Annotated in this window: 24 protein-coding genes and 1 other RNA gene; 20 read left to right on the top strand and 5 right to left on the bottom strand. The window is 28.1% G+C overall.

Annotated elements, in window-relative coordinates:
- Positions 1–4: 4 nt before the first annotated feature.
- The 7 genes from NMG68_RS03895 (at position 5) to pheT (ending at position 7,164) form a co-directional block, all read left to right on the top strand.
- The gene (locus NMG68_RS03895; RefSeq protein ID WP_316242951.1) at positions 5–1,330 is read left to right on the top strand and encodes a ribonuclease H family protein; all 1,326 of its coding nucleotides are present in this window, start codon (positions 5–7) and stop codon (positions 1,328–1,330) included.
- Between the two features lie 617 nt (positions 1,331–1,947).
- Positions 1,948–2,541 carry a translation initiation factor IF-3 gene (infC, locus tag NMG68_RS02110; protein WP_255034306.1) on the top strand — a complete coding sequence of 198 codons (594 nt, stop codon included), beginning with the start codon at positions 1,948–1,950 and terminating at the stop codon, positions 2,539–2,541.
- 39 nt (positions 2,542–2,580) lie between these two features.
- Entirely contained in the window at positions 2,581–2,775 is a 195-nt protein-coding gene (gene rpmI, locus NMG68_RS02105; protein WP_255034305.1) for a 50S ribosomal protein L35, read from the top strand.
- A gap of 17 nt (positions 2,776–2,792) precedes the next feature.
- On the top strand, positions 2,793–3,140 hold the full coding sequence (gene rplT / locus NMG68_RS02100) for a 50S ribosomal protein L20 (RefSeq protein ID WP_255034304.1): 348 nt from the start codon (positions 2,793–2,795) through the stop codon (positions 3,138–3,140).
- Positions 3,141–3,145: 5 nt separating this feature from the next.
- On the top strand, positions 3,146–3,670 hold the full coding sequence (locus tag NMG68_RS02095) for a dUTPase (RefSeq protein WP_255034303.1): 525 nt from the start codon (positions 3,146–3,148) through the stop codon (positions 3,668–3,670).
- Positions 3,671–3,725: 55 nt separating this feature from the next.
- Positions 3,726–4,742 (top strand): phenylalanine--tRNA ligase subunit alpha, encoded by a 1,017-nt coding sequence (pheS, locus tag NMG68_RS02090; protein ID WP_255034302.1) that lies wholly within the window; start codon positions 3,726–3,728, stop codon positions 4,740–4,742.
- Between the two features lie 7 nt (positions 4,743–4,749).
- Positions 4,750–7,164 carry a phenylalanine--tRNA ligase subunit beta gene (pheT, locus tag NMG68_RS02085; RefSeq protein WP_255034301.1) on the top strand — a complete coding sequence of 805 codons (2,415 nt, stop codon included), beginning with the start codon at positions 4,750–4,752 and terminating at the stop codon, positions 7,162–7,164.
- Between the two features lie 328 nt (positions 7,165–7,492).
- Here pheT and NMG68_RS02080 read toward each other — a convergent pair whose 3' ends face one another.
- Together NMG68_RS02080 and ssrA are read right to left on the bottom strand one after the other, a co-directional pair.
- The gene (locus NMG68_RS02080; RefSeq protein ID WP_255034300.1) at positions 7,493–8,530 is read right to left on the bottom strand and encodes an ATP-binding protein; all 1,038 of its coding nucleotides are present in this window, start codon (positions 8,528–8,530) and stop codon (positions 7,493–7,495) included.
- A 146-nt stretch (positions 8,531–8,676) separates the two neighbouring features.
- Positions 8,677–9,089: a transfer-messenger RNA gene (gene ssrA, locus NMG68_RS02075) on the bottom strand.
- 63 nt (positions 9,090–9,152) lie between these two features.
- Here ssrA and NMG68_RS02070 point away from each other — a divergent pair.
- The 13 genes from NMG68_RS02070 (at position 9,153) to NMG68_RS02010 (ending at position 23,354) form a co-directional block, all read left to right on the top strand.
- Complete coding sequence (locus NMG68_RS02070; RefSeq protein WP_255034299.1) at positions 9,153–9,578, top strand: hypothetical protein; 426 nt, start codon at positions 9,153–9,155, stop codon at positions 9,576–9,578.
- Positions 9,579–11,339: an ABC transporter ATP-binding protein gene (locus tag NMG68_RS02065; protein WP_255034298.1), complete on the top strand. Its 1,761-nt coding sequence runs from the start codon at positions 9,579–9,581 to the stop codon at positions 11,337–11,339. It begins immediately after the preceding gene.
- Positions 11,339–13,126, top strand: a complete 1,788-nt coding sequence (locus tag NMG68_RS02060; protein WP_255034297.1) for an ABC transporter ATP-binding protein — start codon at positions 11,339–11,341, stop codon at positions 13,124–13,126. The genes NMG68_RS02065 and NMG68_RS02060 overlap by 1 nt, the downstream gene beginning before the upstream one ends.
- Positions 13,127–13,280: 154 nt before the next feature.
- Entirely contained in the window at positions 13,281–13,583 is a 303-nt protein-coding gene (gene rplU / locus NMG68_RS02055) for a 50S ribosomal protein L21 (RefSeq protein ID WP_255034296.1), read from the top strand.
- Between the two features lie 10 nt (positions 13,584–13,593).
- Positions 13,594–13,908, top strand: coding sequence for a ribosomal-processing cysteine protease Prp (locus NMG68_RS02050; protein WP_255034295.1), 315 nt, complete (start codon positions 13,594–13,596; stop codon positions 13,906–13,908).
- A gap of 2 nt (positions 13,909–13,910) precedes the next feature.
- Complete coding sequence (rpmA, locus tag NMG68_RS02045; protein ID WP_255034294.1) at positions 13,911–14,207, top strand: 50S ribosomal protein L27; 297 nt, start codon at positions 13,911–13,913, stop codon at positions 14,205–14,207.
- Between the two features lie 69 nt (positions 14,208–14,276).
- A complete protein-coding gene (locus NMG68_RS02040; protein WP_255034293.1) occupies positions 14,277–15,182 on the top strand; it encodes a deoxyribonuclease IV in 906 nt (301 codons plus the stop codon).
- Positions 15,175–15,657 carry a transcriptional repressor gene (locus NMG68_RS02035; RefSeq protein ID WP_255034292.1) on the top strand — a complete coding sequence of 161 codons (483 nt, stop codon included), beginning with the start codon at positions 15,175–15,177 and terminating at the stop codon, positions 15,655–15,657. Before NMG68_RS02040 ends, NMG68_RS02035 begins: the two co-directional genes overlap by 8 nt.
- A complete protein-coding gene (locus NMG68_RS02030; protein ID WP_255034291.1) occupies positions 15,641–16,474 on the top strand; it encodes a DUF3196 family protein in 834 nt (277 codons plus the stop codon). The genes NMG68_RS02035 and NMG68_RS02030 overlap by 17 nt, the downstream gene beginning before the upstream one ends.
- A gap of 56 nt (positions 16,475–16,530) precedes the next feature.
- A complete protein-coding gene (tig, locus tag NMG68_RS02025) occupies positions 16,531–17,862 on the top strand; it encodes a trigger factor (RefSeq protein WP_255034290.1) in 1,332 nt (443 codons plus the stop codon).
- Between the two features lie 100 nt (positions 17,863–17,962).
- Entirely contained in the window at positions 17,963–20,404 is a 2,442-nt protein-coding gene (lon, locus tag NMG68_RS02020) for an endopeptidase La (RefSeq protein ID WP_255034289.1), read from the top strand.
- Between the two features lie 57 nt (positions 20,405–20,461).
- Positions 20,462–22,411 (top strand): ABC transporter permease, encoded by a 1,950-nt coding sequence (locus NMG68_RS02015; RefSeq protein WP_255034288.1) that lies wholly within the window; start codon positions 20,462–20,464, stop codon positions 22,409–22,411.
- Positions 22,404–23,354, top strand: a complete 951-nt coding sequence (locus NMG68_RS02010) for an ABC transporter ATP-binding protein (protein ID WP_255035035.1) — start codon at positions 22,404–22,406, stop codon at positions 23,352–23,354. Before NMG68_RS02015 ends, NMG68_RS02010 begins: the two co-directional genes overlap by 8 nt.
- On the opposite strand, the gene NMG68_RS02005 is transcribed toward NMG68_RS02010, so the two are convergent.
- From NMG68_RS02005 to NMG68_RS01995, 3 genes are read right to left on the bottom strand one after another with little or no spacing between them, the layout of a single operon-like run.
- Positions 23,347–24,183 (bottom strand): TIGR00282 family metallophosphoesterase, encoded by an 837-nt coding sequence (locus NMG68_RS02005; protein ID WP_255035034.1) that lies wholly within the window; start codon positions 24,181–24,183, stop codon positions 23,347–23,349. The genes NMG68_RS02010 and NMG68_RS02005 overlap by 8 nt on opposite strands.
- A 6-nt stretch (positions 24,184–24,189) precedes the next feature.
- The gene (locus NMG68_RS02000; protein WP_255035033.1) at positions 24,190–24,750 is read right to left on the bottom strand and encodes a 5-formyltetrahydrofolate cyclo-ligase; all 561 of its coding nucleotides are present in this window, start codon (positions 24,748–24,750) and stop codon (positions 24,190–24,192) included.
- Complete coding sequence (locus NMG68_RS01995; RefSeq protein ID WP_255035032.1) at positions 24,737–26,995, bottom strand: ATP-dependent helicase; 2,259 nt, start codon at positions 26,993–26,995, stop codon at positions 24,737–24,739. Before NMG68_RS01995 ends, NMG68_RS02000 begins: the two co-directional genes overlap by 14 nt.

Raw genomic sequence — 26,995 nt, 5'->3', positions numbered from 1 at the left:
GTTTATTATTAACTCTAACAAAAGCGACAATGCTTTAAAAGTTAATGAACAAGATTATCGAAGATTTAAAGAAAACTTATCTAAATTAGATTTTGAATTTATTTCACAAATAAATTCAGAACATGAATCTTCTAAAGATGCTTTTTCTTTCAAATACAAGAATCGAAATATCGAGTGTGAATATACTTCGAATAGAAAAATTATTTTTCGTGTTTCGAAAATATCTAATCCTAAAATTTATATTGATAAATTAAAAGAAAAGGTTAGAACATTATTAAATTCATCTAAAAAATCAGATAGTACTATTGGGAAAAATAAAAAAACTTCTAATATTTCGAATAATGTTATTAATAACAAAAAAGAAAAACTAAAAGAAGTTAAAAAAGAAAATGATTTAACTACCCAACAATCTGAAAACAAACAGATTCCCATAAATGATCCTATAAAAATTTTTGATAACAAAAATGAAGATTTAAAAGCTTTATTTAATAAAAAAGAAGAAACTTTTAATAATAAATTAAACGACATTCGAAATAGTTTTAATTCAATTAGCAATAAGTTTAATTTATTTGTTGATAAATTAAATAAAACTATAAATCAAAATGATCAAAAGATAAAAGAGTTATCAAATAAAATTGATAACTTAAACCAACAACAGATCTTATCTGAATCTAAAGCAACAATAGGTTGTGACGAAGTTGGTTTAGGAGAACCAATAGGACCAATGATAACTTGCGCTGCATTAGTTAAGGATGAATATAAAAAAATACTATTAGATCTAGGTGTTAAGGATTCAAAAAAGATTGGCAACACTAAAATTCATACAATATATGAACAAATAAAGCCGTATGTTAAATATGTGGTTTATGAAGGTGATAAATTAACAGGAATAAATCATCTGATTACTCTATTCAATAAGAATATGTCTATTGTTCAAGTTTATATGCATAATGAAACATTGTTAATGTTTAAGAATAAGTATGATATCAATTGTCCAGTCGTTTTAGATAAATTCTGTGAACCTAATAAATATAATGAAATCTTAGATGAAATTAATGTCAAGGAAAAAATTCCGATTGAAATTATGAAATCTAAGGCTGAAAGCGACTATGTCAGTGTGGCTGCTGCTAGTATTATCGCAAGACATTATTATTTAAAACGTGTTGAAGAATTTGCTAATCTAATTCAATGACCAAAGGATAAATGAGAAGAGCTTTTAAAAAATGATAAAGATACCAGAAAAAAACTTAGAACTAAGTTAATGGATCAAAAAATTTTATTAAAATCTCTTCCATTTGTTAAAACACCTTTTCTTTCAGAAAAATCTTAAGTTCAACTAACAAAAAATATCAAGCATTTGCTTGATATTTTTTATCTTATTAAGTTAAATTGATAATTACTTTAATTTAGCAATTATTCTTAATAACCACAATTTAATGTATTAATAGAAAAGAACAAAATATAAAAATATCCCTTTGATATAATAATTAAGTTATTTAAATTTTTATTATATGAACAAACTATCGATTATTAAGGTTATCTTGGGAATAGTCTTTATATTGTTTAGTTTTATTAGCATTGGAATTTATTCTATATGCCAATACGCTTGAACAGTCAGCCTATTCTTAATCCCGTTAGGGGCTTGATTGTTACTAAGTGTGTATCAATCAAATAAAAAAATAAATTTGATTAAGCTAAAAAAGCTTTAATTTGTTATAATTACAGAGATGATCTTCAAATATATTTATTATTTGAATTAAAGATTGTATAACAAAATCGAATCATCAAAGACATATCAAGCAAAGCAGTGTAACGCTCACCTAAATCTCTTAAATGTAGATCATGGTTGATATCAGATTCATTTTTTAGGTCTGTATATATTTACATACATATATAAATGGTCACGCTGCGTTTGTAGTGTGACATTTTTTATTTATAAAGGAATATATGAGTCAAAATAACAATCAACGAAGTAAAAGACCAAAACCAAACTTACCACCTATTAACAAAAATATTAAGTTTAATAGTTTCACATTAATTGATGAAAACGGAACTAACTTAGGTGTTGTATCTAAAGATCAAGCACTAGCTATGGGTGATAGTAAAGGTTTAGATGTTGTTGTGATCTCAAATAATTCTGACACTGTAATTGCCAAGTTAATGGATTATGGTAAGCACGTTTATGAACAAAAAAGAAAGAAACGTGATAACAAGAAAAAACAAACAGTCGTTAAAGTTAAAGAAATTAACTTTAAAGCAGGTGTTGGTGATCACGATATCGAATGACGTGCTAAGAAATCATTAGAATGATTAGATGATGGTTTCCATGTGAAATTTACTATTAGAGCTTTTTCTAGAATGATTACTCGTGAAGAGTTAATTAAAGAAGTTCATGATAAGTTTTATGCGATCATCAAAGATCACGCTGAGATTCAAAAACCATACACTAAGGTTTCTCGAAATATGTATGAAGCAGTATTTATACCTGCTAAAAACAATAAAAAGAAATCTGAGTCAAATCCAGAGACAACTACTGAATAAATATAAATAATAAAAACTACTTAATACAGGTTAATCACTATGCCAAAAATGAAAACTAAAAGTGCAGCAGCAAAGCGCTTTAAAATAACTAAATCAGGGAAAATTAAGCGAAAACAAGCTTACACTTCTCATTTAGCACCTAACAAAACCACTAAACAAAAAAGACATCTAAGAAAAGATGCTATAGTGCACAAAACTGATTACAAGAGAATCAAAGAATTAATTTCTAAATAATACAGGAGTAAATAATAATGAGAGTAAAAGGCGGACCTACAACTAGAAGACGAAGAAAGAAATGATTAAAACAAGCCGAAGGAACATTCGGTACTCGTCACGCATCATATAAAGTTGCTAAGCAAACTGTAATTAAATCGGCTAAATACGCATTCAGAGACAGAAAAAACAAGAAACGTGAATTCAGAGCATTATGAATTCAACGTTTAAATGGTTCTTTACGTGAATTAGGTGTTACATATTCTGTATTCATCAATCTATTAAAGAAACAAAACATTACTATAAACCGTAAGATGTTATCTGAAATTGCGATTCACGATCCAGAAGCTTTCAAAAAATTTGTTAAAGAAGTTACAGGTAAATAAATAATATGCTTTTAGATCTTGAAAAGTTAATAGAAGAACAAGCAGAGCTTGATAATAAGATCTTCAAAATAACTAAAAGCTCTTATAAGAAAAATCAAAAACAAAGAAGATTGTGATTAGCAGTAGAAATCGGTAACTTAGCTAATGTAACTAAGTCGTATAAGTTTTGAAAAGATGAACAAGACTTAAATCGTCCTGAAGTTTTAGAAGCTTGCGCTATCGTTTTACACTTGTCATTAAGTTTTCTTATTCAATTTAAATCTGAAATTGATGAAAGTAAGAAAAGTGAACTTAATTACGTTGTTGATGTTAAACCACAAAAACAAAAACCTTCAAGTTTAATAGCATCAAAACGTTTTTTAGAACTTTACGAACTTTGCTTATCAATGGAAGATTGATGATCTTGTCAAAAATTTATTGACGAATTATTAACTCTAATTAGTTTAATGCGTTTAAACTTTAAAGAATTAATTAAAGAATACTTTAGAGTTAGCAACGTTATTTTAGAACGCGTTAATGAAGATATTTAAAGCTCTTACGACTTTAAATATCTTTTTTATACCTTAATACTTAAATTATCAGTATATGAAGAATATTCAACTTATCATTGATGATTTTAATAAGACGATTAGTTCAATTAAAGAAAAAAAAGAGCTAATTGTAACTAAAAACATCTTTATAAAAAAACACGTAACACCTTTATTTGGTGAGCTTAAAAAGATTGTTGACTTAGAAGAAAAAAAAGCGTTTGGTAAGAATTTAAACTTATTGCAAACTAAGATCAACGAAATCTTTGAAACTAAACAAAGTTCGTTAGAAGTAGATAGTGATCAAGTTCAAAAACCGAACTATGATCTAATGATTCCAGCGCTCAATTTAGTAGATGGTTCAATGCATCCATTAAATTTAGTGATTAATCAGATCGTTGAATTTTTTAAAAAATTCAACTTTACAATTGTTAATTACCCTGAACTAGTTACAGTTAAGCATTGTTTTGATGATCTTAATATTCCTATGGATCATCCAGGTAGAGCTACTACTGATACGTTTTATATTGATAATAAAAAGATATTAAGAACTCACTGTACAGCAGGAACGATTCAAGCGATTTCAGCGATGAATAAACACAAAGATATCCGCGTGATTAGCTTTGGTAATGTTTATCGTAATGATACGGATGATGCTACTCATTCACATCAATTCATGCAAATGGATTTTATGTGAGTGAAAAAGAATTTATCACTAGCCAATTTAAAATGATTCGTTACTAAATTTATTGAACATATGTTTGGTAGTGATCTTAAGACTCGTTTTAGACTATCACACTTCCCATTCACTGAACCTAGTTTTGAAGTTGATGTAGAATGCTGAAATTGTCAAAATGGTTGTTTCTTATGTAAGAGAACTCGTTGAATCGAGATTATGGGTTCTGGGGTATTACACCCTAATGTGTTAAAAGCGGCTAACATTAAATCAGAAGAGATGGTTGGAATAGCTGCTGGAATCGGGATTGAACGCGTTGCGATGTTAAAAAATAACATCACTGATATCAGGGATTTTTATCTTAATGATTTCAGATTCAACAAACAGTTTTATGAGTAAATAAATTATGTTGTTATCAAAAAAAGTTATATCTAATTTCATACCATCAATCATTAAGGTTGATGATAATAAAATTGTTGAAGCATTGAATGCGATTGGTGCTGAAGTTGAATCGGTTAAAAAATTCAATGAGATCGATTATTTAGTAATCGGGAAGATCATTAATATTAAAAAACACCCGCACTCAGTAAATGATAATATCTGTAGTATTCAGATTGATGATAATGATTTCATTAATGTGATATCAGAATCACCAAATTTATCTGATGCTAAAGAACAAATTAACAAATACGTTATTGTTGCTAAAGAAGGTGCAGAATTACCTGGCGGAATCACTGTTATAAACAGTGACTACCGTGGGGTTAATACGAACGGCTTATTATGTTCTTATGCTGATCTTAATCCTGAATACAAACAATACTTATCCGCTAAAGATGCTTCAAATATCATCATTCTAGATAAAGCCAAATTAGGTGATGAAGATGTTTATAAATATCTAAATATCGATGATACGATATTTGATATTTCTTTACCTTCAAACCGTCCTGACTGGTATGGGGTTAGATTTTTAGCTAAAGAATTATCAGCTTATTTAAACCTTAAGTATGTTTCGGTAATTGGCACGCATAAACAAGCTGACTTTCATCAAATTGATATTAAAGTAGCTGATGAAACTAATAACAAAGCTAAATACTTTGGCGGGATTCATTTAAGAAACCATCAAGTTAAAGAATCAACTTGAAACACTAAAGGGATCTTGATTAACAATCAAATCAAACCGATTAATGATATTGTTGATCTTTCTAATCTAATTCCATTGTTTACTGCTAACCCTTTCCATATTCATAATGCTGATAAAATTAAGGGTGAGGTTAAATTAATTGAAGCAGTCAAACAAGAAGAATTCCTGGCATTAGATAACAAGAAGTATATGATTCAACCAGGTGATCTGATTGTTGTTGATTCTGAAAAAATCATAGCACTAGCAGGTGTAATTGGTTCTAAAGCGACAGCAATTGATGAAAACACCACAAGTTATTTCATTGAGATTGGTAATTTTGATAAATACCAAATAAGAAAAACTGCTAATTTCCATAAGATTTCAACTAAAAGTGCTAATCTTTTTTCAAAAGATATCTCACTATACCAAACTAAGATGACGATTGAATATATCTATCAATATTTGATTGATAGATCTTCTAATAGTCAATTATCAGAAATTACTAAACAAATCAGTATTGATGAATATAACCAACAAGTTAAGGTTAATTACGATAAGATAAGAAGCTTACTAGGTGCTAGTGTTTATTTATCTGATGCAAAGATTAAGAAATATCTAACTAATCTTGGTTTCTTAGTTAAGAATGACATTATTGAGGTACCAAGTTATCGTAATGATATTTATAACTGACAAGACTTAGTTGAAGAATTGTTAAAGATTTTAAATATTAACCAATTCGAACCGATCCCAATTAAGGCTGATTATTTATTAGAAGTAAATAATGAAACGGATGATTTATTAACTAAATTATCTAAAAAACTGCGTTCATTAAAATTCAATCATGTCAGAACATATAACTTAACATCTCAAAAAAGATGTCAGTTATTAAACTTATTTAGATACCAAGACCCGATTGTAGTATCCAACCCGATATCAGAAACTAGACAATATTACCGACAAAATATTCTAGTTAATTTATTAGAGATCTACCAATTAAACCAATCATACAAAAATAAGTTAGAACCAATCTTTGAGATTCAAACTTTGTTATCTAAAAATAGTTGCAACCACCATATTGGTTTAATTGCTACGAATAACTTATTTAATAATACATATGATCCTAATTCTGGTGTTAAACTCGATTTAATCACGATGAAAGGGATTAGTGATATCATTATTAAAAACTTTGGGTTTAATTGTAATTACCAAGAGATTAATGATGACACTTATTTAGTTAAGAATGATTCATTAAAACTGGTTGTGTATGATGAGACAATCGGTTATATTGGTAAGATTAAAAAATCTGTTTTAAAAGAATTTGATTTAGCTGATCAAGATATCTATTGTTTAGATATCAACCTAGAACGCTTGATTACTTCAATTAACCGTTATACTAGAACATATGAAGGGTATGATCATCACCAAAGAGTGAGTCGTGATATTACCTTCCAATTGAAAAAAGAAGAGAATTTTGATTGTTTTATCAAAATTGCTAACAACTTCAATAAGTTATCGAATTGAGAGATTATCTCAATCTTTGATGGATCTAAAAAAGCTGATAAGAATGATCTTTATCAACCGATTAAATACACAGTTAGATGTTATTTAAAACAAATTGATAAGACCTTTACTACAGAAGAAATTAATGAGATCTTTAATGAACTTATTGAAATAATGAAACAAAATCAAATATTGGTTTAAAAACCAATATTTTTTTATGTTTTGTTGGTAAAGATATGAATGATTTAAATAATTAAAATTATTCTCAATCAATTTCGTCTTCAGATTTATTGTTAATAATAATTCGTTCGTTGATATCGATTTCATTAACGATTCATTCTCTTGCTATGGAACCTCTAATAAAATCATGAATTCTGTTTTTGCCGTTTACTTCTTTGATAGTAATAACTATAGCGAATTTAGTTGGTCCATCAGAGCTTCCATCGTAACGTTCCTTAGAGTTTATGCTAATTCCTCAAAGACCTGCATCATTATATACTTTTTTAGGTTTTTTATTATTGAATCATTTTTATTTTCTATTTAATTCCCTCGATACTTGACTTTTAGATATTCCTGTTAGGATTTCAATTTCTCTAACAGTAAATCCTTTTTTCTTTAAATTTGATAGATCTTTAGTTCGATCATTTGTTATTGATTCGTATAACCTTTTTAGATAATCATATTCGCTGTTTGGATCACTAAAAGCTAAAGATGTTCTAATCAGATTTTTTAAATCACCAGGATAAGGAATCTTTTCTTGTAATTCGATGATTTTCTTAAACAAACGAATGTTTTTAGTAACGTTATCAAATTTAGATAAATAATTGTTTAAGATGATTTCAGCAATCTCCATTAGATCTTGTTTAGAATAACGATTAAAGTTGATAACAGAATCAAATCTTCTAGTAAGTGCTTTATCAAAGTGTTCGTATAAATTGGTTGTAGCTACAATAATAATTTTTTCATTTAAGCCGTCCAAACCTTTAAGTATAGCAGTAGTAGCTCTACCCATTTCTCTTAGATCTTTTGAGTTAGTTCGATCCATAGCTATCGCATCAATTTCGTCAAATAAAATAATTGAATTACTAGGGTCAATACCTCTATTGATTTCATCAAATAATCTATTAATATTTTTTACAGTTTCTCCAAGTTTGCTATCAACTAAATTTGCAAAATCTACGGTATATAATGTCTTTTTTAAGATAACCGCCATTTGTTTTACAGTTTCGGTTTTACCTGTTCCAGGTGCTCCCTGAAACAAGAATTTATTAACACCAATCTTACGATTAGTAGCATTAATTATTCCGATAATATCACTCTCGATTTCAGTTGGTAAAGGTAATGAATTTTTTCAAAGATCAATCTTTTTTATGAACTGTAAATCACTTTCAACAATCTGAGGAAAGAAACTAAAATCACCTGCCAATAAACTTACGATATAGCTTGATAATTCTAAATCACCAATCTTTTCAAATTCGTTAGCTATCTGATAAGCCTGCGCTCTAAACCCTGGGTGATTGTGCTCTGCGTAATATTTAATCAAATTTATAACATAACCTTTTTTCATAATTCAAGCACCTTTTATATTTTTCTAATCTAAACGCTTTTTATAAAGTGTAATATATCGGGACAAAAAAACAAAATAAAGGGACAATAAAATAAAAAATCTTCTCTAACAATTAGTTAAAGAAGATTGGTAAAGTTTTGTATTAATGGTGGAGATGACGGGAATCGAACCCGTTTCCACAATCGACTCATCAGATTAGTTTTATTTACAGTTTAGAAGTTTAGTTTTTTAGAACTAAGTTATAAACTTCAATTATTTAGTTCGTAGTAATTGCTTAATATAAAACTTATTAATCCATATTAATAAGTAAAACTTCAAACAAGAACAAAATTTAGTTTTATCCGAATTAGCATTAATTTTTTATAAGAAAATTAAGCCCGCTTTTTATATATTATTTATTTAGAAATTTAAAGCGTAGTTGTTTCCTAACTGATTTAAAACAAAGTTTTCTTCAGCTAGTTGTTTAGATGTTTTGTCGGTTATTTTTACCTTGAGCTATAAAGGGCAGACCCTACTGAACCAATAAGTTTATCAATCATGTCGAAGCCTTGACATCCCCATTGAGTTGTGTATTATAAATTAAATAATTTATAATTCTTTTAGTTTTATTATCCCAAATTATATGAGTAATAAATTAGATCAGGCGACAACGAAATTTAAAGAATATTTCGTTGAGTGTCTAAATGCTTTAGACAATTTTAATTTTAGCGAAATAAAAAATTTTTACGAAGCTAATCTAGAAAGAATTAAGAATTCACAACGATTACCAAAGATCGCAGAGCAATTAACTAGACCATATATTAATTTCGATCAATGTAGCAATGTTGCTGATTTTAAAAAACAATTATTAGATATCATCAACGAGTTTCACGAAAAATTTAATAATCAATACACATTATTTACTTATTCAAGTATCATCATGAACTATTTTTGTGTAGTTGATTTAGCTTATTCTAAATACCATTTTGGAACTAATCAAATAATTAATGATGAACGTAAGTTCTTCTTAGAACTAAGAAATAAGATTTATAACTGACTTTCAGAATAAATGAAGTACATATTAAGAAATTTCAAATTAAAAAACTGAATTATTACCATTATTGGTATTAGTTTTTGTATTGCTTATGTGATTGCTTCTGGTTATGTTGTTCGTTTAATTGAAAGTTTTGTTGATATTATTGGCGGTGAAAAACAAGCAGATTGATTAATTCCAGATCCTAAGAATAAAATTCAAGCAGTTATTAATCTAACTGCTTTTAGTTTTGGTTTAATCATCTTTAGTTTTATTATTAAAATTATCGGAAGAATAATGTTGTTAAAACAAACATTATTAGCTTCTAATCTTTTTAAAAACCAGATCTATTACAAGATTAATAATCTCTCATTAGAAGAATTCTATGGTTATAAAAAATCAACATTAATTAATCGGATTAATGTTGATTATGCGAAACTCGAAAAAACCGCTATCAATGTTTTGGTATATATGATTGAATGTTGTTTTGAACTACTTGTATACATAAGTTTTTCAATCGCATTGAGTCCATATTTATCGATAATTTATTTAATTTTTATTCCTTTAATTATTTTCATTATTGTTAGAGGATCTAGAAAAACTGAGGATCATTATCAAGATAGTTACAAATCACTTGATAATTTAAATCAAGTGATTCGTGAAAACATTACTGGACTTAAAGTCGTTCGAATTTTTAACTTGGAAGAATTCCAAACAGCAAGATATGATGATCATCATAAGAGTTGGTTTAAATCAATTATTAGAGCTGATTTAATCCTTACTTCAATGTATCATTTAATCTTTTTAGCTATAAACATTTTCATTACACTTGTATTAGTAACCTCAGGTTATTTAAACAAAGTTAATTCAAATCTAAGTCCAGGTACTGTGATTGGGTTTTTAAACTATTTAACATTTAGTAGTTATGTTGTAATTGCGATTGCTGATTATGCTTTAAACATGATTAAAACAAGACCAGTTCAACACCGTTTTAAAGAGATTTTAGAGTTAAAAAACGAAGATTTAGATAAAAATAAATTAACCAATCCGATTGTTGGTAAAATCGAATTTAGGAATTTAAATTATAAGTATGAACAAAACAATTTTAATGTTTTAAAGAACATTAATTTAATGATCAATCCAGGTGAAAACATCGGAATTATTGGTTCAATTGGTTCTGGTAAATCAACAATCTGTTCATTGTTATCTGGCATTAAAAAGCCTAATGATAATTCGATTTTTATTGATGGTATTGACATCAATCAATATAATATTAAGCACATTAGAAAAAATGTTAGTTATGACTTCCAGAAGAAGTTATTATTTTCAGGAACGATCAAATCAAATATAGTTAAAGCTAATTTACAAGCGACACAAAAACAAATCGACCAAGTAATTAACTACGCTTGCGCAGATGAATTTATCAATAATTTTAGTGATAAATTAGATCATCAATTAGTAGAATTTGGCAACAACTTATCTGGTGGTCAAAAAGCTAGAGTATGTATTGCTAGAACATTAATCAAAGACAGTAAGATCATGATCTTTGACGATTCGCTAACTGCACTTGATAATATTACTGCTAAAAAAGTGCTTGATAATATCTTGGATAACTACAAAGACAAAACTAAAATCTTTATCAGTCAACAGATTAGAAACATTAAAGATCTTGATAAGATTATTGTTCTAGATAAAGGTAATGTCGTAGGTTTTGATACCCACATTAACTTATTAAGTGACTGTAATGTTTATAAAGAGATCTATGATTCACAAAAAAAGATTGGAGACGATGTTTAATGAAAGAAGTTAAGCACTTATTTCAATTCTTAAAACAAGATAAGCGAGCGCTTATCTTGATGATGATCTTTACTACTTTTAAGTCATTATTAACAATCACAGGTTCAATTATCTTTGGGTATGTAATTCAAAATATCTTTGTTAATATCACTTTAGAAAATCCTATAGTAGCACAAGAGAATTGAATTAAACTATTAAAATTTACAGGGATTTCAGCAGCTTTGTATTTAGTTTTATTTATCTGTCATGTTACTAGTGCTAAGATTGCGATTAAAACTGCGTATAACACTACTGTAAGAATCCGAGATATCGTATTTAGAAAGATTCATAAAATCGATTTATTAACCCTTGAAAAGATCATGCACGGTGAGATCATTAATAAGATCTCAGTTGATATTGATCTAATATCAACTAACTTATCAACATTCTTAAGTGAGATCTTTTCAACACCGATCGTAGCAACTTTTATTATTATTGCTCTATTTGTAATCTCGCCATACTTAACATTGATCATATTAGGATTAATGGTATTTATGTTTATTGTGCAATTGGTAGTAATTAAAGTTGCCAACAAACGTCAAAAGAAAACTCAAGATCTTTATGAAAAGATCTCGACTTTTATCGAAGAACATATTCAACAATATGAATTGATTAAATCATTAGATATTATTCATATCGTTAATCAAGAATTTAAAGAATTATGTAATCAATATCTAAAAGCTAACTTGAGATCGTCTAGAATATTTTCAACAATCTATCCGATCAATTTTTTATTTGAAGATAGCATTATTATTGCTGGGTTTGTATTCTCTTTATTATTTCAAGCGTTAAATATCCCTTCAGGATCACCAGTTTATTTTATTAAAGATATTAATCTAGGATTAATTACGATCTTTAACTTAATGTTAAGATTTGCTTTAGGTGAATTAGGTTATCTATTCAGAGTAGCAGCTGATGTTCAAGTAACTTTTGTTTCGATCAAAAGAATTAAAGAATTCTTAGATTTAAAACAAAAGTTTGAATACCAAAAACAAAAGATTGATAAACTTGAATCTATTAAATTTGAAAATGTTTCATTTTCATATGATGATAAAAACTTAGCAATTAATGATGTTAGCTTTGAAATTAAAGCTAACAGTTCAATAGCACTTGTTGGCGAAACTGGTTCAGGCAAATCTACGATTATGAATCTCTTATCAAGATATTATCAACCAACTAAGGGACATATTTATCTTAATGATATGAATTACACCAAAATTGATGAATATCATTTTAACGAAATGATTAGTGTAGTGTTGCAAGATAGTGTTATGTTTAGTGATACGATTTATAACAACATTGCTTGCGTTAATCAAAAAGCTACTAAAGAACAAGTGATACAAGCAGCTAAAGATGCTAAAATTCACGATTTTATTGATAATTTAAAAGATGGTTATGATACTTATATCGATGAAAACCAAACTAATTTATCAAGTGGTCAGTTACAACAAATCGCATTAGCAAGAGCTTTCTTATCAGACGCAGAAATCTTAATCATGGACGAAGCCACTTCAAGTGTGGATTCGAAAACCGAAAAAAATATTCAAGATGCGATTTTTAAATTAATGAAAAATAAAACCGTAATCTTAATAGCGCACAGATTATCAACAATTATCAATGTTGATAACATCCTTGTAATGAAACAAGGTAAGATTGTTGAAAGTGGTAACCATGAGCAATTAATTGCTAAAAAAGGTTATTATTACGAATTAAATCAGGTTAATGTTGATGAATCAAATCTGATGTAGTTGATTTTTTTGATATAATATATAAGACTTATTTTAAAAATAAGCAAAATTAGAATAAAATCTAGTTTCAACCGTTTAGAAGTGGTTAATAATATAAAGTATCAATGTCTATTGATCGCCATCATAACGAGTCTATCTGGAGGAAAAAAATAAAATGTTTGCAGTTATTGCATCAGGTTCAAAACAATACCGTGTTAAATTAAACGATGAAATCTACGTTGAAAAAATTAATTCAGAAGTAGGTGCTAAAGTTGTTTTTGATAAAGTTTATTTTGTAAACGGCTTATTTGGTAAACCATTCGTAGCTGGAGCTTCTGTGGTTTGTGAAGTAGTTAAACAAGGTAAACAAAAGAAGATTAATGTAATTAAGCATATCTCACAAAAACACCACTTAAAAAAATACGGTCACAGACAACCATACACTAAGCTTAAAGTTGTAGAAATCAAGCACGGATAAGATATATAAGATGATTGACATAACTTTTTATGCAAGCGCAATTAAGATCTCAGGTCACGCTTTTTTTGACAACCACGGTCGCGATATTGTGTGCGCAGGAGTTAGTGCGATTGTTTTTGGTGGGATTAATTACTTTAAACCTGAAGATGTTAAGGTAATTAAAAATCAAGAAAATAATTCAATCTTCTTAGAGTTGCTTGAAGTTAATATAAAAAACTTAACCGCAATCAATGTTATTAAAACACAATTATCAGTGATTGCTTCAGTCTATGATAAAAACATCAAGATAATTGATGAAACTAACAGAATCGTTACAGGAAAATAATAATGAAAAAAATCTGATTTCACTTAGACCTTCAATTTTTTGCTTCTAAAAAAGGTGTGGGTTCAACTAAAAACGGACGTGATTCAAACCCTAAATTTTTAGGTGCTAAAATCGCTGATGGTCAACAAGCTAAAACTGGTCAAATTATTTACCGTCAAAGAGGTAATAAAATCTGACCTGGTAAAAATGTTGGTCAAGGTAAAGATGATACGCTATTCGCATTAGCTAACGGTGTTGTTCGTTACACTAAATTTATGGGTAACAGAACTAAAGTTAGCGTTGTTGTTGAAAGCAAGTAATTTTTAAAATAAAACAAATTAAAATTAAACCAATAGGCGATAAAACCTATATGGTTTTTTTATTTATATATGAAAACAGAAAAATTAAAGTATTTAGGTTGCTTTGTTGGAGCTAAAAGACCTGATTTTATGCTTGAAATGGTAAAAACGGTTGTTGATTATAATGCAACTACTTTTATGTTTTATAGCGGTCCGCCACAAAGTTTTAAACGAGTACCCACTACTGAATTCAAACTAGATTTAGCTAAAGAATACTTAAAAAACAACAATTTAGGCGATTTAGATGATAACTATGTTGTGCACGCTCCTTATTTAATTAATTTAGCGAATGGCGATGAAGTTAAACGAAAAAGAAGTTTTGAGTTTTTTGTCAGCGAATTGCATAGAACATATGAACTAGGTGCTAAGTATTTTGTTCTACACCCAGGTTCAGCTTTAAATGTTGATAACAAAACTCAAGCATTAGATCATTTAGTAAATGAATTAAATAAAGCGATCGCGCAAACAACCAAAACAATTATTTGTCTAGAAACAATGGCAGATAAAGGTCAACAAATTTGCTCAAAATTTGAAGATCTTAAGTATGTTATCGATAGAATTGACGACAAATCAAGAATCGGTGTTTGCTTTGATACTTGTCACGTTCATGATGCTGGTTATGATCTATCTGATACTCAAGGAATTATCGACCAATTTGATCAAGTAATCGGCTTAGAATACTTACATGTGATCCATTTAAATGATTCTAAAAACCCTAAGGGTTCTAAAAAAGATCGCCATGCTAATATTGGTTATGGTCTTATTGGATTTGATAACTTAATCAACTTCATTTATCATGAAAAAATTAAGGATAAAGTGATTATTCTAGAAACACCTTGAATCGATGATCCAATTAAGGGTGAGATCCCTTTATATAAAGAAGAGATCCAAATGATTAATGATAAAAAATTTATTAAAGGACTAGTAAATGAGTAAAGCTAATCAAATTCAGCATTATCTAAAAATCCTTAATAAAAACGAATATCGAATCACCAAGCCTAGAAGACTGATTCTAGAATGTTTATTAGATGATTCTAATTATCATTCGATTGAAGATATTGTAGAACATATTGCTAAAAAAACCAAAACAAGACCTAATATCTCATCAATCTATAATGTTTTACAAACATTCATTCAACTTAATATTGTTGATTCATTCCTTAACACTTCGCATGATTTAAAACGTTATTACACTATCAAACACGAAGTGCATGAACATATTTATTTCATTAATAATCAATCAAGAAACAAAAAAAACCTAAATACTTTAGTGATACCTGATTCTATCAATCAACAATTAAAAGAATACTTTGATAAGATCGGTATAACTAACTTGCAATATTACATTGTAGTGTCAGGTGAAGCTAAAGAAAAAATCAAACCACACAAAAACGATGAACACAAAGAATAATCAACAACAAACATTTAACAGCATTGATCAGATCATACAAGCTATTAAATCTAATCCTGATAATGATAACGAACAGATTAGGTTTTATCTTTCATTATTAGAATTAATCAACCAGGATCTTGAAAAAAAGCTTTATAAAAAAGCTTTAGCAAGTATTCAAGAAGAGCTTGATACTGATTATTTGCCTTTAGATTTAATTGATTATTTCAATCAAGCTTTATTGATTACTAAAAGAAAGATGTATGAAGATGAGTTTGATTGACTTGAAAAGCTTGATAAAAAAGAGTTGATTAATAAAACAATAATCAATTTTCCAGATAACCTTTGATATTTCGATTATTTAGCTACTAAAGAAAAAAATTATTGAAATTTTGATGATTTTGAATTTTTTCGACATATCTTTATTGCCAAGACATATGATAATAGTTCAAAATTGTTAGCAGCGCAATTACTTCAAAATATTGAAGCTTTCAATAATATCAAGTTTAATGTTTATAACAATAAGCTTAAACAAACTTATGAAGTCTGTTTAACTAAGAATGATATCTGGGCAATTGGTACACAAGATTATTTCAATGAAATCTTAGATAAAGTTGAAGATAGTTTCTATAAGGATCCTTCAAAAGAACAATTAGCAAGTGAGATTACAAATACAATTATGCAGACATACTATCCTAGTTATCCTGATCTAGCTAAAGCTAAAGAATTAGCTAGTGGGATTATTAGATATGTAAATAACTGTTTTGAAAATAAAACCCCAAATGACAAGATCGATTCAGTTGTTTATGATGTCATTCTAAGTTGTATTAATGAATAAAATTTTATTATTGTAAAATAGTACGAGTAAAATAATGTTTGTAATTCAAAATAGTCATGTTTAAAATTCGCGAAAAAAACAATGTTGATCATAAAGTAAAATACATCCTGGATGTTGATCAAAAAACTTGAACAGACGCATATCAAAAAAAGCTTAATGCGGCTGTTAAAAATGTAAAAATTCAAGGTTTTAGAAAAGGTCATGTACCTTTTAATGAAGCTGTTAAATACATTAACCATGCTAACGTATATGATCGTGCGATCAATAGTTTAACTCAACCAATCTACACAGAATTAGTTAAACAAGAAAAATTAACTGAATCTGAAGAAGTGCTAGAAGAACGTCCAGATGTTGAAGTTATTGAACTTGATGATCAAAAATTAACTTTAAGTTATGCTTTTGAAACTGTTCCGACAGTAAAACTTGGGGATTATTCATCAATTAGTGGTTTTGTTGAAACTAAACCAGTTGATGATGAAGAATTACAAAAAGAACTTGTAAGAATCTTTAAATCAGCTAGTAAATTAGTTGATAAAGCTGCAGGTTCTACTTTAGAAAAAGGTGATATTGCCTTCTTAGATTTTTCTGGTGAAATCGATGGTAAAGCTTTTGAAGGTGGTAAAGCTAAGAACTATGAATTAGAAATCGGTTCTAATTCATTTATCCCTGGTTTTGAAGATCAAATGGTTGGAATGAAAGTTGAGGAAAAACGTAACCTAGATTTAACATTCCCTAAAGATTATCATGAAAAAACATATGCTGGTAAACCAGTATTATTCAAAGTTAAGTTAAACGCAATTAAAGAAGTTCAATTGCCAGAAATGACTGTTGAAAAGCTTAATGAAATAATGAGAACTTCATATAAATCTCTTGACGAAGCTAAACAAGATATTAAGCAAAGAATTGAGATTAATAAAAACGAACGCATTAGTCAAATGAACACAATGTTGTTAAACCAATTTGCAGTTGACAAATGTGAATTCTCACACATTCCAAAAACTTTAATTGATCGTGAAGTACAACTTCTATACCGTCAATTTGAAAATCAAATGGCACAAATTAAGATGTCTGTAGATGATGCTCTTAAGATTCAAAACAAAACTAAAGAACAACTTTACAACAACTTAACTGAACAAGCTACTAAAGCAATTAAACTAGTTTTAGTTCTTGAAGAAATTGCTTCTGTTGAAAAAGTAGAAGCTACTGAAGAAGATGTTCAAAAAGAAATTGAACAACAAATCAAGACAATGACTAATAATCAAGAGCTACAAAAAGATCAATTAGAAGCTCTTAAAGGTTATTTATCAGGTCAAAAAGAACTTTTTGAATCAATGATTATCAATAAGAAAACAGTTGATTTAATCATTCAAAAAAACCTAAAAAAATAAAGAACATCCTAAATTAGCACTTAAATAATAAGAGTGCTAATTATCGTGCTATAATATTATTCATATAGTTTTGTTTGAAAGGAAAAAACACAATAAATTCATGGCAGCAACAAAATCATCACAAAAAGCACATTTAATTATTTCTAGAAAAATGGTTGTATTCCCTTATAACCAATATGTTTTAAATATTGGTAGGGCACGATCTTTAGAAGTTATTAAAAAGCTAAGAGAAAGTATCAGAGAAGACCAAGCTAAACGTAAGACACAATCTTCTAAACAAGAATGTGAGAAAATTTTAGTTGTTGTTCAAAAAAATGACACAATCGATAAACCAACGATTAATGACATTTACAAATACGGAACATTGTGTGAAATTACCAAAATCAAAGAACTAATTGACAGTGATACTGGTGAAATTGCTTACGAATTAACCGTTAGAGGTGTTGAAAGAATTAAAATTAGCACAACTGGACTTAAGAATGTTCAGTTAGAAGAATATACCGATCCAATTGGTTATTCAGTATGTAAAACTGTTTCATCAATCAAGCCTAAAGATTTATGTGATCTAATTCTAAAAGAAGGATTACTAGAAGATTCTGATGAATTAAAAAATATTTCTAAAGGTGATTTAGAAGTTAATGATTGAGATTTAATCTCAATGAATTTAGTTGCTAACGCAAACAATAAAATTGGATTTAATTTCTTATCAGAACACAACCAACAATCATTCTTAGAACTTGATGATGTTAAAGATCGTTTTGAATTGTATTTCAAACTTTGAAAAAAAGCTCAAAGTAATCTTAAAAATTCAGAACGTAACGAAGAAGTAAAACAAGTTGAAAAAATGATTGAGCTGAAAATGAAAAAACAGCTTACTAAACAACAAAATGAATACTATCTTCGTGAAAAATTAAAAACAATTAAAGAAGAATTGGGTGATATCACAAATCGCGAAGATGATATCGACAATATCAGAGCTAAAGTTAAAGAAAATCCTTACCCAAAACATATTAAGGAACGTATTTTAACTGAAATTGATCGCTACGAATCAACTGCTCCAATGTCTCAAGAAGGTAATGTAATCAAATCTTATTTAGATTGATTAATCAACTTACCTTGATGGCAAGTTAAAGAAAATAATTTTGAAATTAACAAAGTAACTAAAACTTTAGATGATAACCACTACGGTCTTGCTAAAGTTAAAGAAAAGATTGTTGAATACTTAGCTTTAGCAATGCGTTCTAAAAACGCTAAAGGTCCGATTATGTGTTTAGTTGGTCCTCCAGGGGTTGGTAAGTCATCATTAGTTAAATCAATTGCTGAAGCGCTTAATAAAGAGTTCGTAAAAATCTCTTTAGGTGGTGTTCATGATGAATCTGAAATCCGTGGTCATAGAAGAACTTATGTAGGTTCTATGCCTGGTAGAATCATCAAAGGAATGAAAAAAGCTGGTGTGACTAATCCGTTATTCTTATTAGATGAAATTGATAAGATGGGTCGATCAACAAACCATGGTGATCCGACAGCAGCATTGCTAGAAGTATTAGATCCAGAGTTAAACAACAAATTCAATGATAACTACATTGAAGAAGATTACGATCTATCTAATGTAATGTTTGTAGCGACTGCAAACTATGTAGAAGGTATCCCTGAAGCTTTATATGACAGAATGGAGATTATTGAATTAACTTCATATACTGAAAACGAAAAGCTATCAATCACTAAAAACTACCTAATTCCAAGAGCGCTTAAAGAAGCAGAATTAACTCCTGAAGAATTAAGTTTCACTGATGAAGGAATTATGCACGTTATCAAGCACTTTACTAAAGAAGCTGGTGTAAGAAGTCTTGAACGTGTTATCAAACAAATCGTTCGTAAGTTCTTAGTTGCTGCTTTAAGAGATAAGAAACTTAAAACGCAAACAATTGGTGTAGAAGAAGTTAAACACTACCTTAAAAAAGAAATCTTTGACTATACTCAAAAAGATGAAGTTACAATTCCTGGGATTGTAAATGGTATGGCTTATACACAATACGGTGGTGATTTATTACCGATTGAAGTAAGTATCGCTCAAGGTGGTAAAGGTAATGTTGTGATTACTGGTAACCTTAAAGAAACAATGAAAGAATCAGTTAATGTTGCTTTAGGTTATGTTAAAGCTAATGCTACTGAATTTGGTATTGATCATGAAATATTCCAAAAAGTAGATCTTCATGTACACGTTCCAAGTGGTGGTATTCCAAAAGATGGACCAAGTGCTGGTACAGCATTAACAACAGCTATTATCTCAGCATTTACTAATAAAAAAGTAAGTCCATCAGTAGCAATGACTGGTGAAATTACTTTAAGAGGTAAAGTTCTTCCTATTGGTGGTGTTAAAGAGAAAACTATTTCAGCGCACCGTGGTGGAGTTAGAAAGATTTTCTTACCAGAAAAAAATGAACGTTACTTAGATGAAGTTCCTAAGGAAATCTTAAAAGATCTTGAAATCATCCCTGTTAAGCAATACACAGAGATATACAAAAATCTATTTAGTAAATAATTAAATAATAAAATAAACTTGGCATTAAAAAGCCAAGTTTTTTATTAACTTAAACAAATGAAACAACAAAAACAATTTTTAGTCTATTTCGCATTTTTATTAAAACAAATTGTTAAAAAACCGTTTATTTGAGCTACGATATTAGCTTATTTTTTAATGGTTTTAGTAATCCTTTTAGTTTTTCCGCTGTACCAAAAAACATCGCCAGCACAATATTGAAATAACCCAGTTATCCAAATATCAACATTTTTAATCCCAGTAGCTTCAATTTTCGGGATTATGGTCTCGATGTTTTTATTTAAAGATGGTGTAGCAGATGGCACTGAATTGATTATTATCTCCAAGCCGGTCTCGCGGAGAGTTTATGTAATAGCGAAATTTCTAGTTTTGTTTATCACTTGTTTAGTATTTAGCTTTTTAATAAGTTGTAGTTCGATTATTGCTAAAATCAATCCACAATTTAAACTTCAAAATATGAAGGACTTAATGCTAGGATTGTTTATTGGCAACTTTATTAATTCATTATTCTTTGGTTCGATTTCAATCATAGTTTCGTTTGGATTATCTAAAAACAGTACGATTGTTATTGTTTTTTTAGCCGCATTCTTAATTAATTTTCAAACACCATTATCTAACCTTTTCTTTGAATCACCTGCTAGAGTTTTATCAAGCTCTAAACATAGCTTATTAGATCGCTCTTTTTTAACCAAACAATTAGATAAAAATGGTAATCCAACTGGTAAAAACGTTGTTTTTGAACCGAATCCATCAAAAAAAGCTGATAAAGATAATATAAAAAAGATTTATCAAGAAGCTGAAGCTAAAACTTTTTATAATCAATCTTTTTATATCAATATTGGTAACGCATTGAATTCAATTTACAACTTGAATAGTTTATCTTATGAAAAGAATGCTAATGTTAATTTCTTATCATCAAATACTAAAATAGTATTCGATGAACTATTCAATCAAAACGAGTTCTATAATATTAGTTTATTCACGCAAATGCCTGACGAAAAGGGGTTATTAAAATTAGAAGAATACAAATTATTTTTAACAACTCCTTTACCAACACAATCAGCTACTTCATTTTTAAGAATTATCAACCCACCAAGTTTTAGTTATCTTGAAGATGACAATCAAAACTACAAAACTGAAACAGCAGAATTTGATTTATATAAGAAGTATGATAATAATGATGATTTATTAACTAAAGCTTATCAAACTTTTTATAAAAATGTTTTTACATCAACTAAGAATAGTCAGCAACGCTCAATTTTATCAGTGCTTAGAGAATTAGCTACTAAATATCTTGGTGAAATAACTGAATTAAGAAAACTAAAACCAGAACAATTAATCGCTAAACTATCACCTAATTTGGTGATCTTTAATGATTTATTAAGATCACCAAATTTAATGTATGATTTTATTGCAGAAATAGAAAAAACAGACAACCTTACAAATAAGCAAAAAGCACAAAAAGTCTATAGAGATCGAACAAATTTATTTTATTCGTTATCTGCAGCTAACAATATAACTAATATTAAAAAATTTAGCAAATACACTCAAGCAATAATTGATAATGATCAATTATTTAACAATATTCCAGGGGTTGATCATAATGCTAATATTAATCAAAACTTACCTGATTTTATTAGATTATTTTTGAATAACTTCGTATCAGATCTAAAAATACCAGAGATTAGTCTAAATGATATTAAGTTATTATTCTATAACCAACTATTTATTAATTATGTTTCGTTATATATCGGTCAAGTAATTAATACTTCATCGATTAGAGAACAAATCGAAGGTAAAGATAAAAAACAACCTTATTTTGTTAATTTATATCCTAACGCAATAAGAAAAGATCAATTAGCTAATACTTATGAAATTAGAAAAGAACCTATTGTTAATCCTTGAGTTATTGTTATTATATTAGCATCAGTATCAGTTGCTCTATTAGGTATTTCATCGGTTTTATATTATTCAAAAGACTATGCATAATCAAAAGATTTTAGAAGTTATTAACCTAACTAAAAAAATTAAACGCAATCAAGATCCAGTTATTAACTGTATTAATTTTTCTGTTAAAAAGAATCAATACCATGTTTTTATTGGAGCTAACGGGGCAGGTAAAACTACGACAATAAAAACAATAATTGGAGCGTTTAAAAAAACTAGTGGAACAATTCTTATTAATGGTATTGATAGCGAAGTTCCTGATGCTAGAAAATGTATTGGTTATGTTCCTGAAGTATCAAGATTTTCAAATAATTTAAATACTTTTGAATACTTAGTTTGAATGGGTAGATTATCTGGATTAACTAAAGAACAAGCTCAACATAAGGTAACTAAAAAACTAGAAGAATTTAATATGATTAGATTAGCTAAAGCTAATCCAAATAAATTTTCTTCTGGTCAAAAGAAAAAGATTATTTTGATTCAGTCATTATTAAGTGATCCAGAATTATTAATTCTAGATGAACCGACTGCTAATCTAGACCCTAAAGCAAGAATTGAATTTATGGATTTTACCAAACAACTTCAAGAAAAAAATCAAACTTCAATTTTTATCTCTTCACATGTTTTAACTGAGGTTGATCAGTATGCTAATAGCATCACAATCCTTGATGGGGGAAAAGTTATTTTTAGTGGTGACCTTAATGAGATTAATCAGATTGATGCTAAGTATAAAAAATACGTAATTAAATTAACTGATATTAATAATGCTAAGAAGTTATTTAGTGAAGCAAAAATCAATTGGATTTTTAATAAAAATAAAAATGAGTTTTATCTTTATCTAGAAGATAAAAAGATAACAAACTCATTATTACATGATTTAATTGTTGATAAGAATACAATATTAGCATTCTATGAACATAAGTTCTCGATTAACGAGATTTATGAGCAATATATAAAAATTGGTTCAGTGCAAACTGCTAAATAGTTGAAAAATCTTCTTTTAAATAATTTTCAACATCATCTTCTAAAATTTGAATCCTTTTAGTTGATATACCTTTATTAGTACGATCATCAAATTCCATTAAAATCGCATTTAATTGCGCACCTAATTTAGATACTTCTAAATTAAATCTTTGGTCTGGATAAAAGAATTTTGTTAATACGTTTTGCGCTTTTGCGCCGATAATACTTCCAAACCCAGGACCACACATTCCCACATCAGTAACATAAATCATACCTTTAGGAGTTAGTCTTAAATCTGCTGTTGGCACATGTGTATGAGTTCCTAAGATTGCTGATACTTGACCGTCAAAATAAACAGCTAAAGCATTTTTTTCGCTTGTTGTTTCAGCATGAAAATCAACAATATGAAGATCTTCATTGGTATTTTTAACTAAATCTTTAAGTACATAAAAAGGATTAGTAAGTTTAAAGTTTAATTTCACGCCCTCACCTAGCATATTAGTAACTCTAATCTTTTTATTTTTATATTTAATAACACTTGTTCCTAAGCCGTCATTTCAATATTGAAAACTCTTATCTAAATTAAGTGGTCTAACGATATTTTGTTTATTTCTTAAAATATCTAAAATTTCTTTCTTAGCTCAAGTATGATTTCCCATTGTAAAGAAATCAATTCCATAACTCATTAATTCAACATAATGTTGTTTTGATAAACCCTTACCGTGTGTGCAGTTTTCAGCGTTAGCAATAACTAAATCAACATTGTGTTCAACTCTTAAATTGCGAAGATGTTTTTTAATAATATTTCGACCATTTACGCCAAAAATATCACCAAGAAATAGAATTTTCATATGTATTTATAAGTTATTAATATTAAAGATATAGTCAATTTTTACATCATATTGATGTGTATCAAATTGATCGTTAAGCATAAAGTCATATGCAACACAAACTTTATAACCTTTATATTTTAAATTATTAAAAAATCTATCATAGCACCCTTTACCATGACCCAGTCTGATTTTTCTAGAATTATAACCTACTAAAGGGATAATAAATAAATCTAGATTATTATCAAGTTTATTTATAGAATTTATAGGTTGTTTGATTTTATATTTAAGATCAAAACTAAAATCTAATGACTCAATCTGGTAAAAATCAATTGTATTATCATCATTAACTCTAGGTAAAAAAACCTGATAATTATCATCAATTAATTTTTGAATTAAATGAGTTGTATCAAACTCATAAATCAAACTACTATAAAGACCGATCTTTTTAAAGTTGTTGGATTTAATATATTCAAAAACTATTTTTGTTAATGATTCATCAATAATTTTCTTATCGTTTGTTTTAGCAAACGCAATTGCTTGATCAATTAATTCTTTACGAATTAATTGATTTTTATTCTTTGACATAGCTAATTAACTTGTGATCTTTAAGCAATTCTTTGCTACCAGATTTTTTATCTTTAAAAGTTACTTTAATTGTTGAATCACCAATTGAACGAACGATTCCTTCGCCATAAACTTTATGGTAAATAATCTCACCGACAAAATAGTTATGTTTTATTTCAGTGGTTGAGTTTCAAGCATTTAGATTTGAACTATCTTTTTTAGAATTGTACCAACCATCTTCATCAGTTAGAAAGTCGTTACGATGAATGATGTTGTTAGCTTTATTTTGAATATCTAATACTTCTTTACCGATTTCATATAAAAATCTTGAAGGCATTGATTCATTTCTTGAGCGATTATCATAATCTTCATTTGAGCATAATCAAAGGTTTTCTTTAGCTCTAGTGTATGCTACATAAGCAATTCTTCTTTCTTCAGCAATTTTTTTATTGCTATTAGTAGATGATATTGCTCTAGCACTTGGTAGAATGTTTTCATTCATATTAATAATAAAAACATTCTTGAATTCTAAACCTTTAGCACTGTGAATCGTCATTAATTTTAAAGCGTTTTTTTCTTTTTGATTAGTCCCTGTTTGGATATCGCTTTCAAGCGCTAGATTTTGGATAAAGTCATCAATAGTTAGAATTGTTCCGAAATCATTTTCGTATTCATTTTGATATTTTTCTAAGAAATCAACGAATTCATTGACACTAAAGATCTTGGTAGATTCATTTAAATAATTATAATAATCGGTTACTTCAATAATTTCTTTAAGGATTTCTAAAGGAGTTTTATCTTCTTTTTTGCTTCTTAAAGTTTCAATCAATGCTTTAAATTTCAAAGCATTATTTTTAACGCTTGACTTTAATTCACTTTCATCTAAATAATCAAGCGATTGAAAATATGTTACGTTTTTTTTGTTTGCTAGTTCTTTGATAATAGCAACACTACTTTCACCAATCATTCTTTTAGGGGTATTAATAATTCGATCAAAAGCAACATTATCATTTGTATCGACTAATTTAAGATAAGCAACTAAATCTTTAATTTCTTTTCTTAAAAAGAATTTGTATCCGCCATAAATTTCATAAGGAATACGATTCTCTTTAATTAGTCTTTCAAGAGATAACGAACTAAAGTTCGTTCGATATAAAATCGCAAAATCACCATAAGAATATTTTTTAGTTGAAATCATTTTTTTGATTTCATCGATTACAAAACGGTTTTGATATTCACTATTAGCAAAATTAATTCAGATCGGTTTGTTACCTAGATCAGTCAGATCGTGCGATATTAATGATTTGAAATAACGACTATTATTTTTTTTAATCGCTTCATTAGCTAAATTTAAAATACTTTGTTTAGATCGATAGTTCTTAGTTAAATATTTAATAGCTAAATTACTAAAATCGTTTTGAATTGAATCACCAATCTCACTACTAGCACCTCTTCAACCATAAATAGATTGATCAGGATCGCCTACGAATAAGAAATTATCATTTTCTTCTCTTAATAATTTAATGATGTTGTATTGAATTTCATTAGTATCTTGAAATTCATCTACTAAAATACAATCAAAACGTTTTTGCCATTTTTTCAAAACATAACGATTGTTTTGAAAAAGGTTATAAGTAATATTTAATAAATCATTAAAATCAATTGAATTAAGCTCAACTAATGCTTGTTGGTAATCTTCATAAAATTCGTTATAACAATTAATTAGATTGTTGGGAATCTTATGATCTTCACCTAATTTATTAAAATCAGAACTTAAAAATTCAGGAATATTTAAGTTATATATTTTAGCTTCATTAATCAAAGCTAAAATATTACTTTTCTTAAAGTCTATATAGGTATCGCGATAACTATCATACTTAGGTGATTTATAGATTTCATTAATCACACTTCCTTGATCAACTTCATCGAGAATATTGAATTTGTTGTCTAAGTTATCAATATGATCAACTTCTTCACGAATGATTTGTGCACACAGTCCGTGAAAAGTTCTAAAAGATACATCTACTTTAGGTTTTTGTAATAAAAGTTCTAGTCGGTGTTGCATCTGTTTAGCAGCTTTATTCGTGAAAGTGATTGCTAATAATCGGTATTCTGGAATATTGTAATGATCAATCAAATAAGCTATTCTTGATGTTAAAACATTTGTTTTACCTGTTCCAGCGCCTGCTACAACAAAGATTGGAATTAACTCACTAGTGACAACATCATATTGTTGTTTGTTTAGTCTTTGTAGATAATCTTTCAT

This window comes from Mycoplasma bradburyae, assembly GCF_024338845.1.
Taxonomy (GTDB): Bacteria; Bacillota_I; Bacilli_A; order Mycoplasmatales; family Mycoplasmoidaceae; genus Mycoplasmoides; species Mycoplasmoides bradburyae.
The sequence above is the reverse complement of the archived record's forward strand: the minus strand, read 5'-3'. Positions and strand labels throughout refer to the sequence as shown.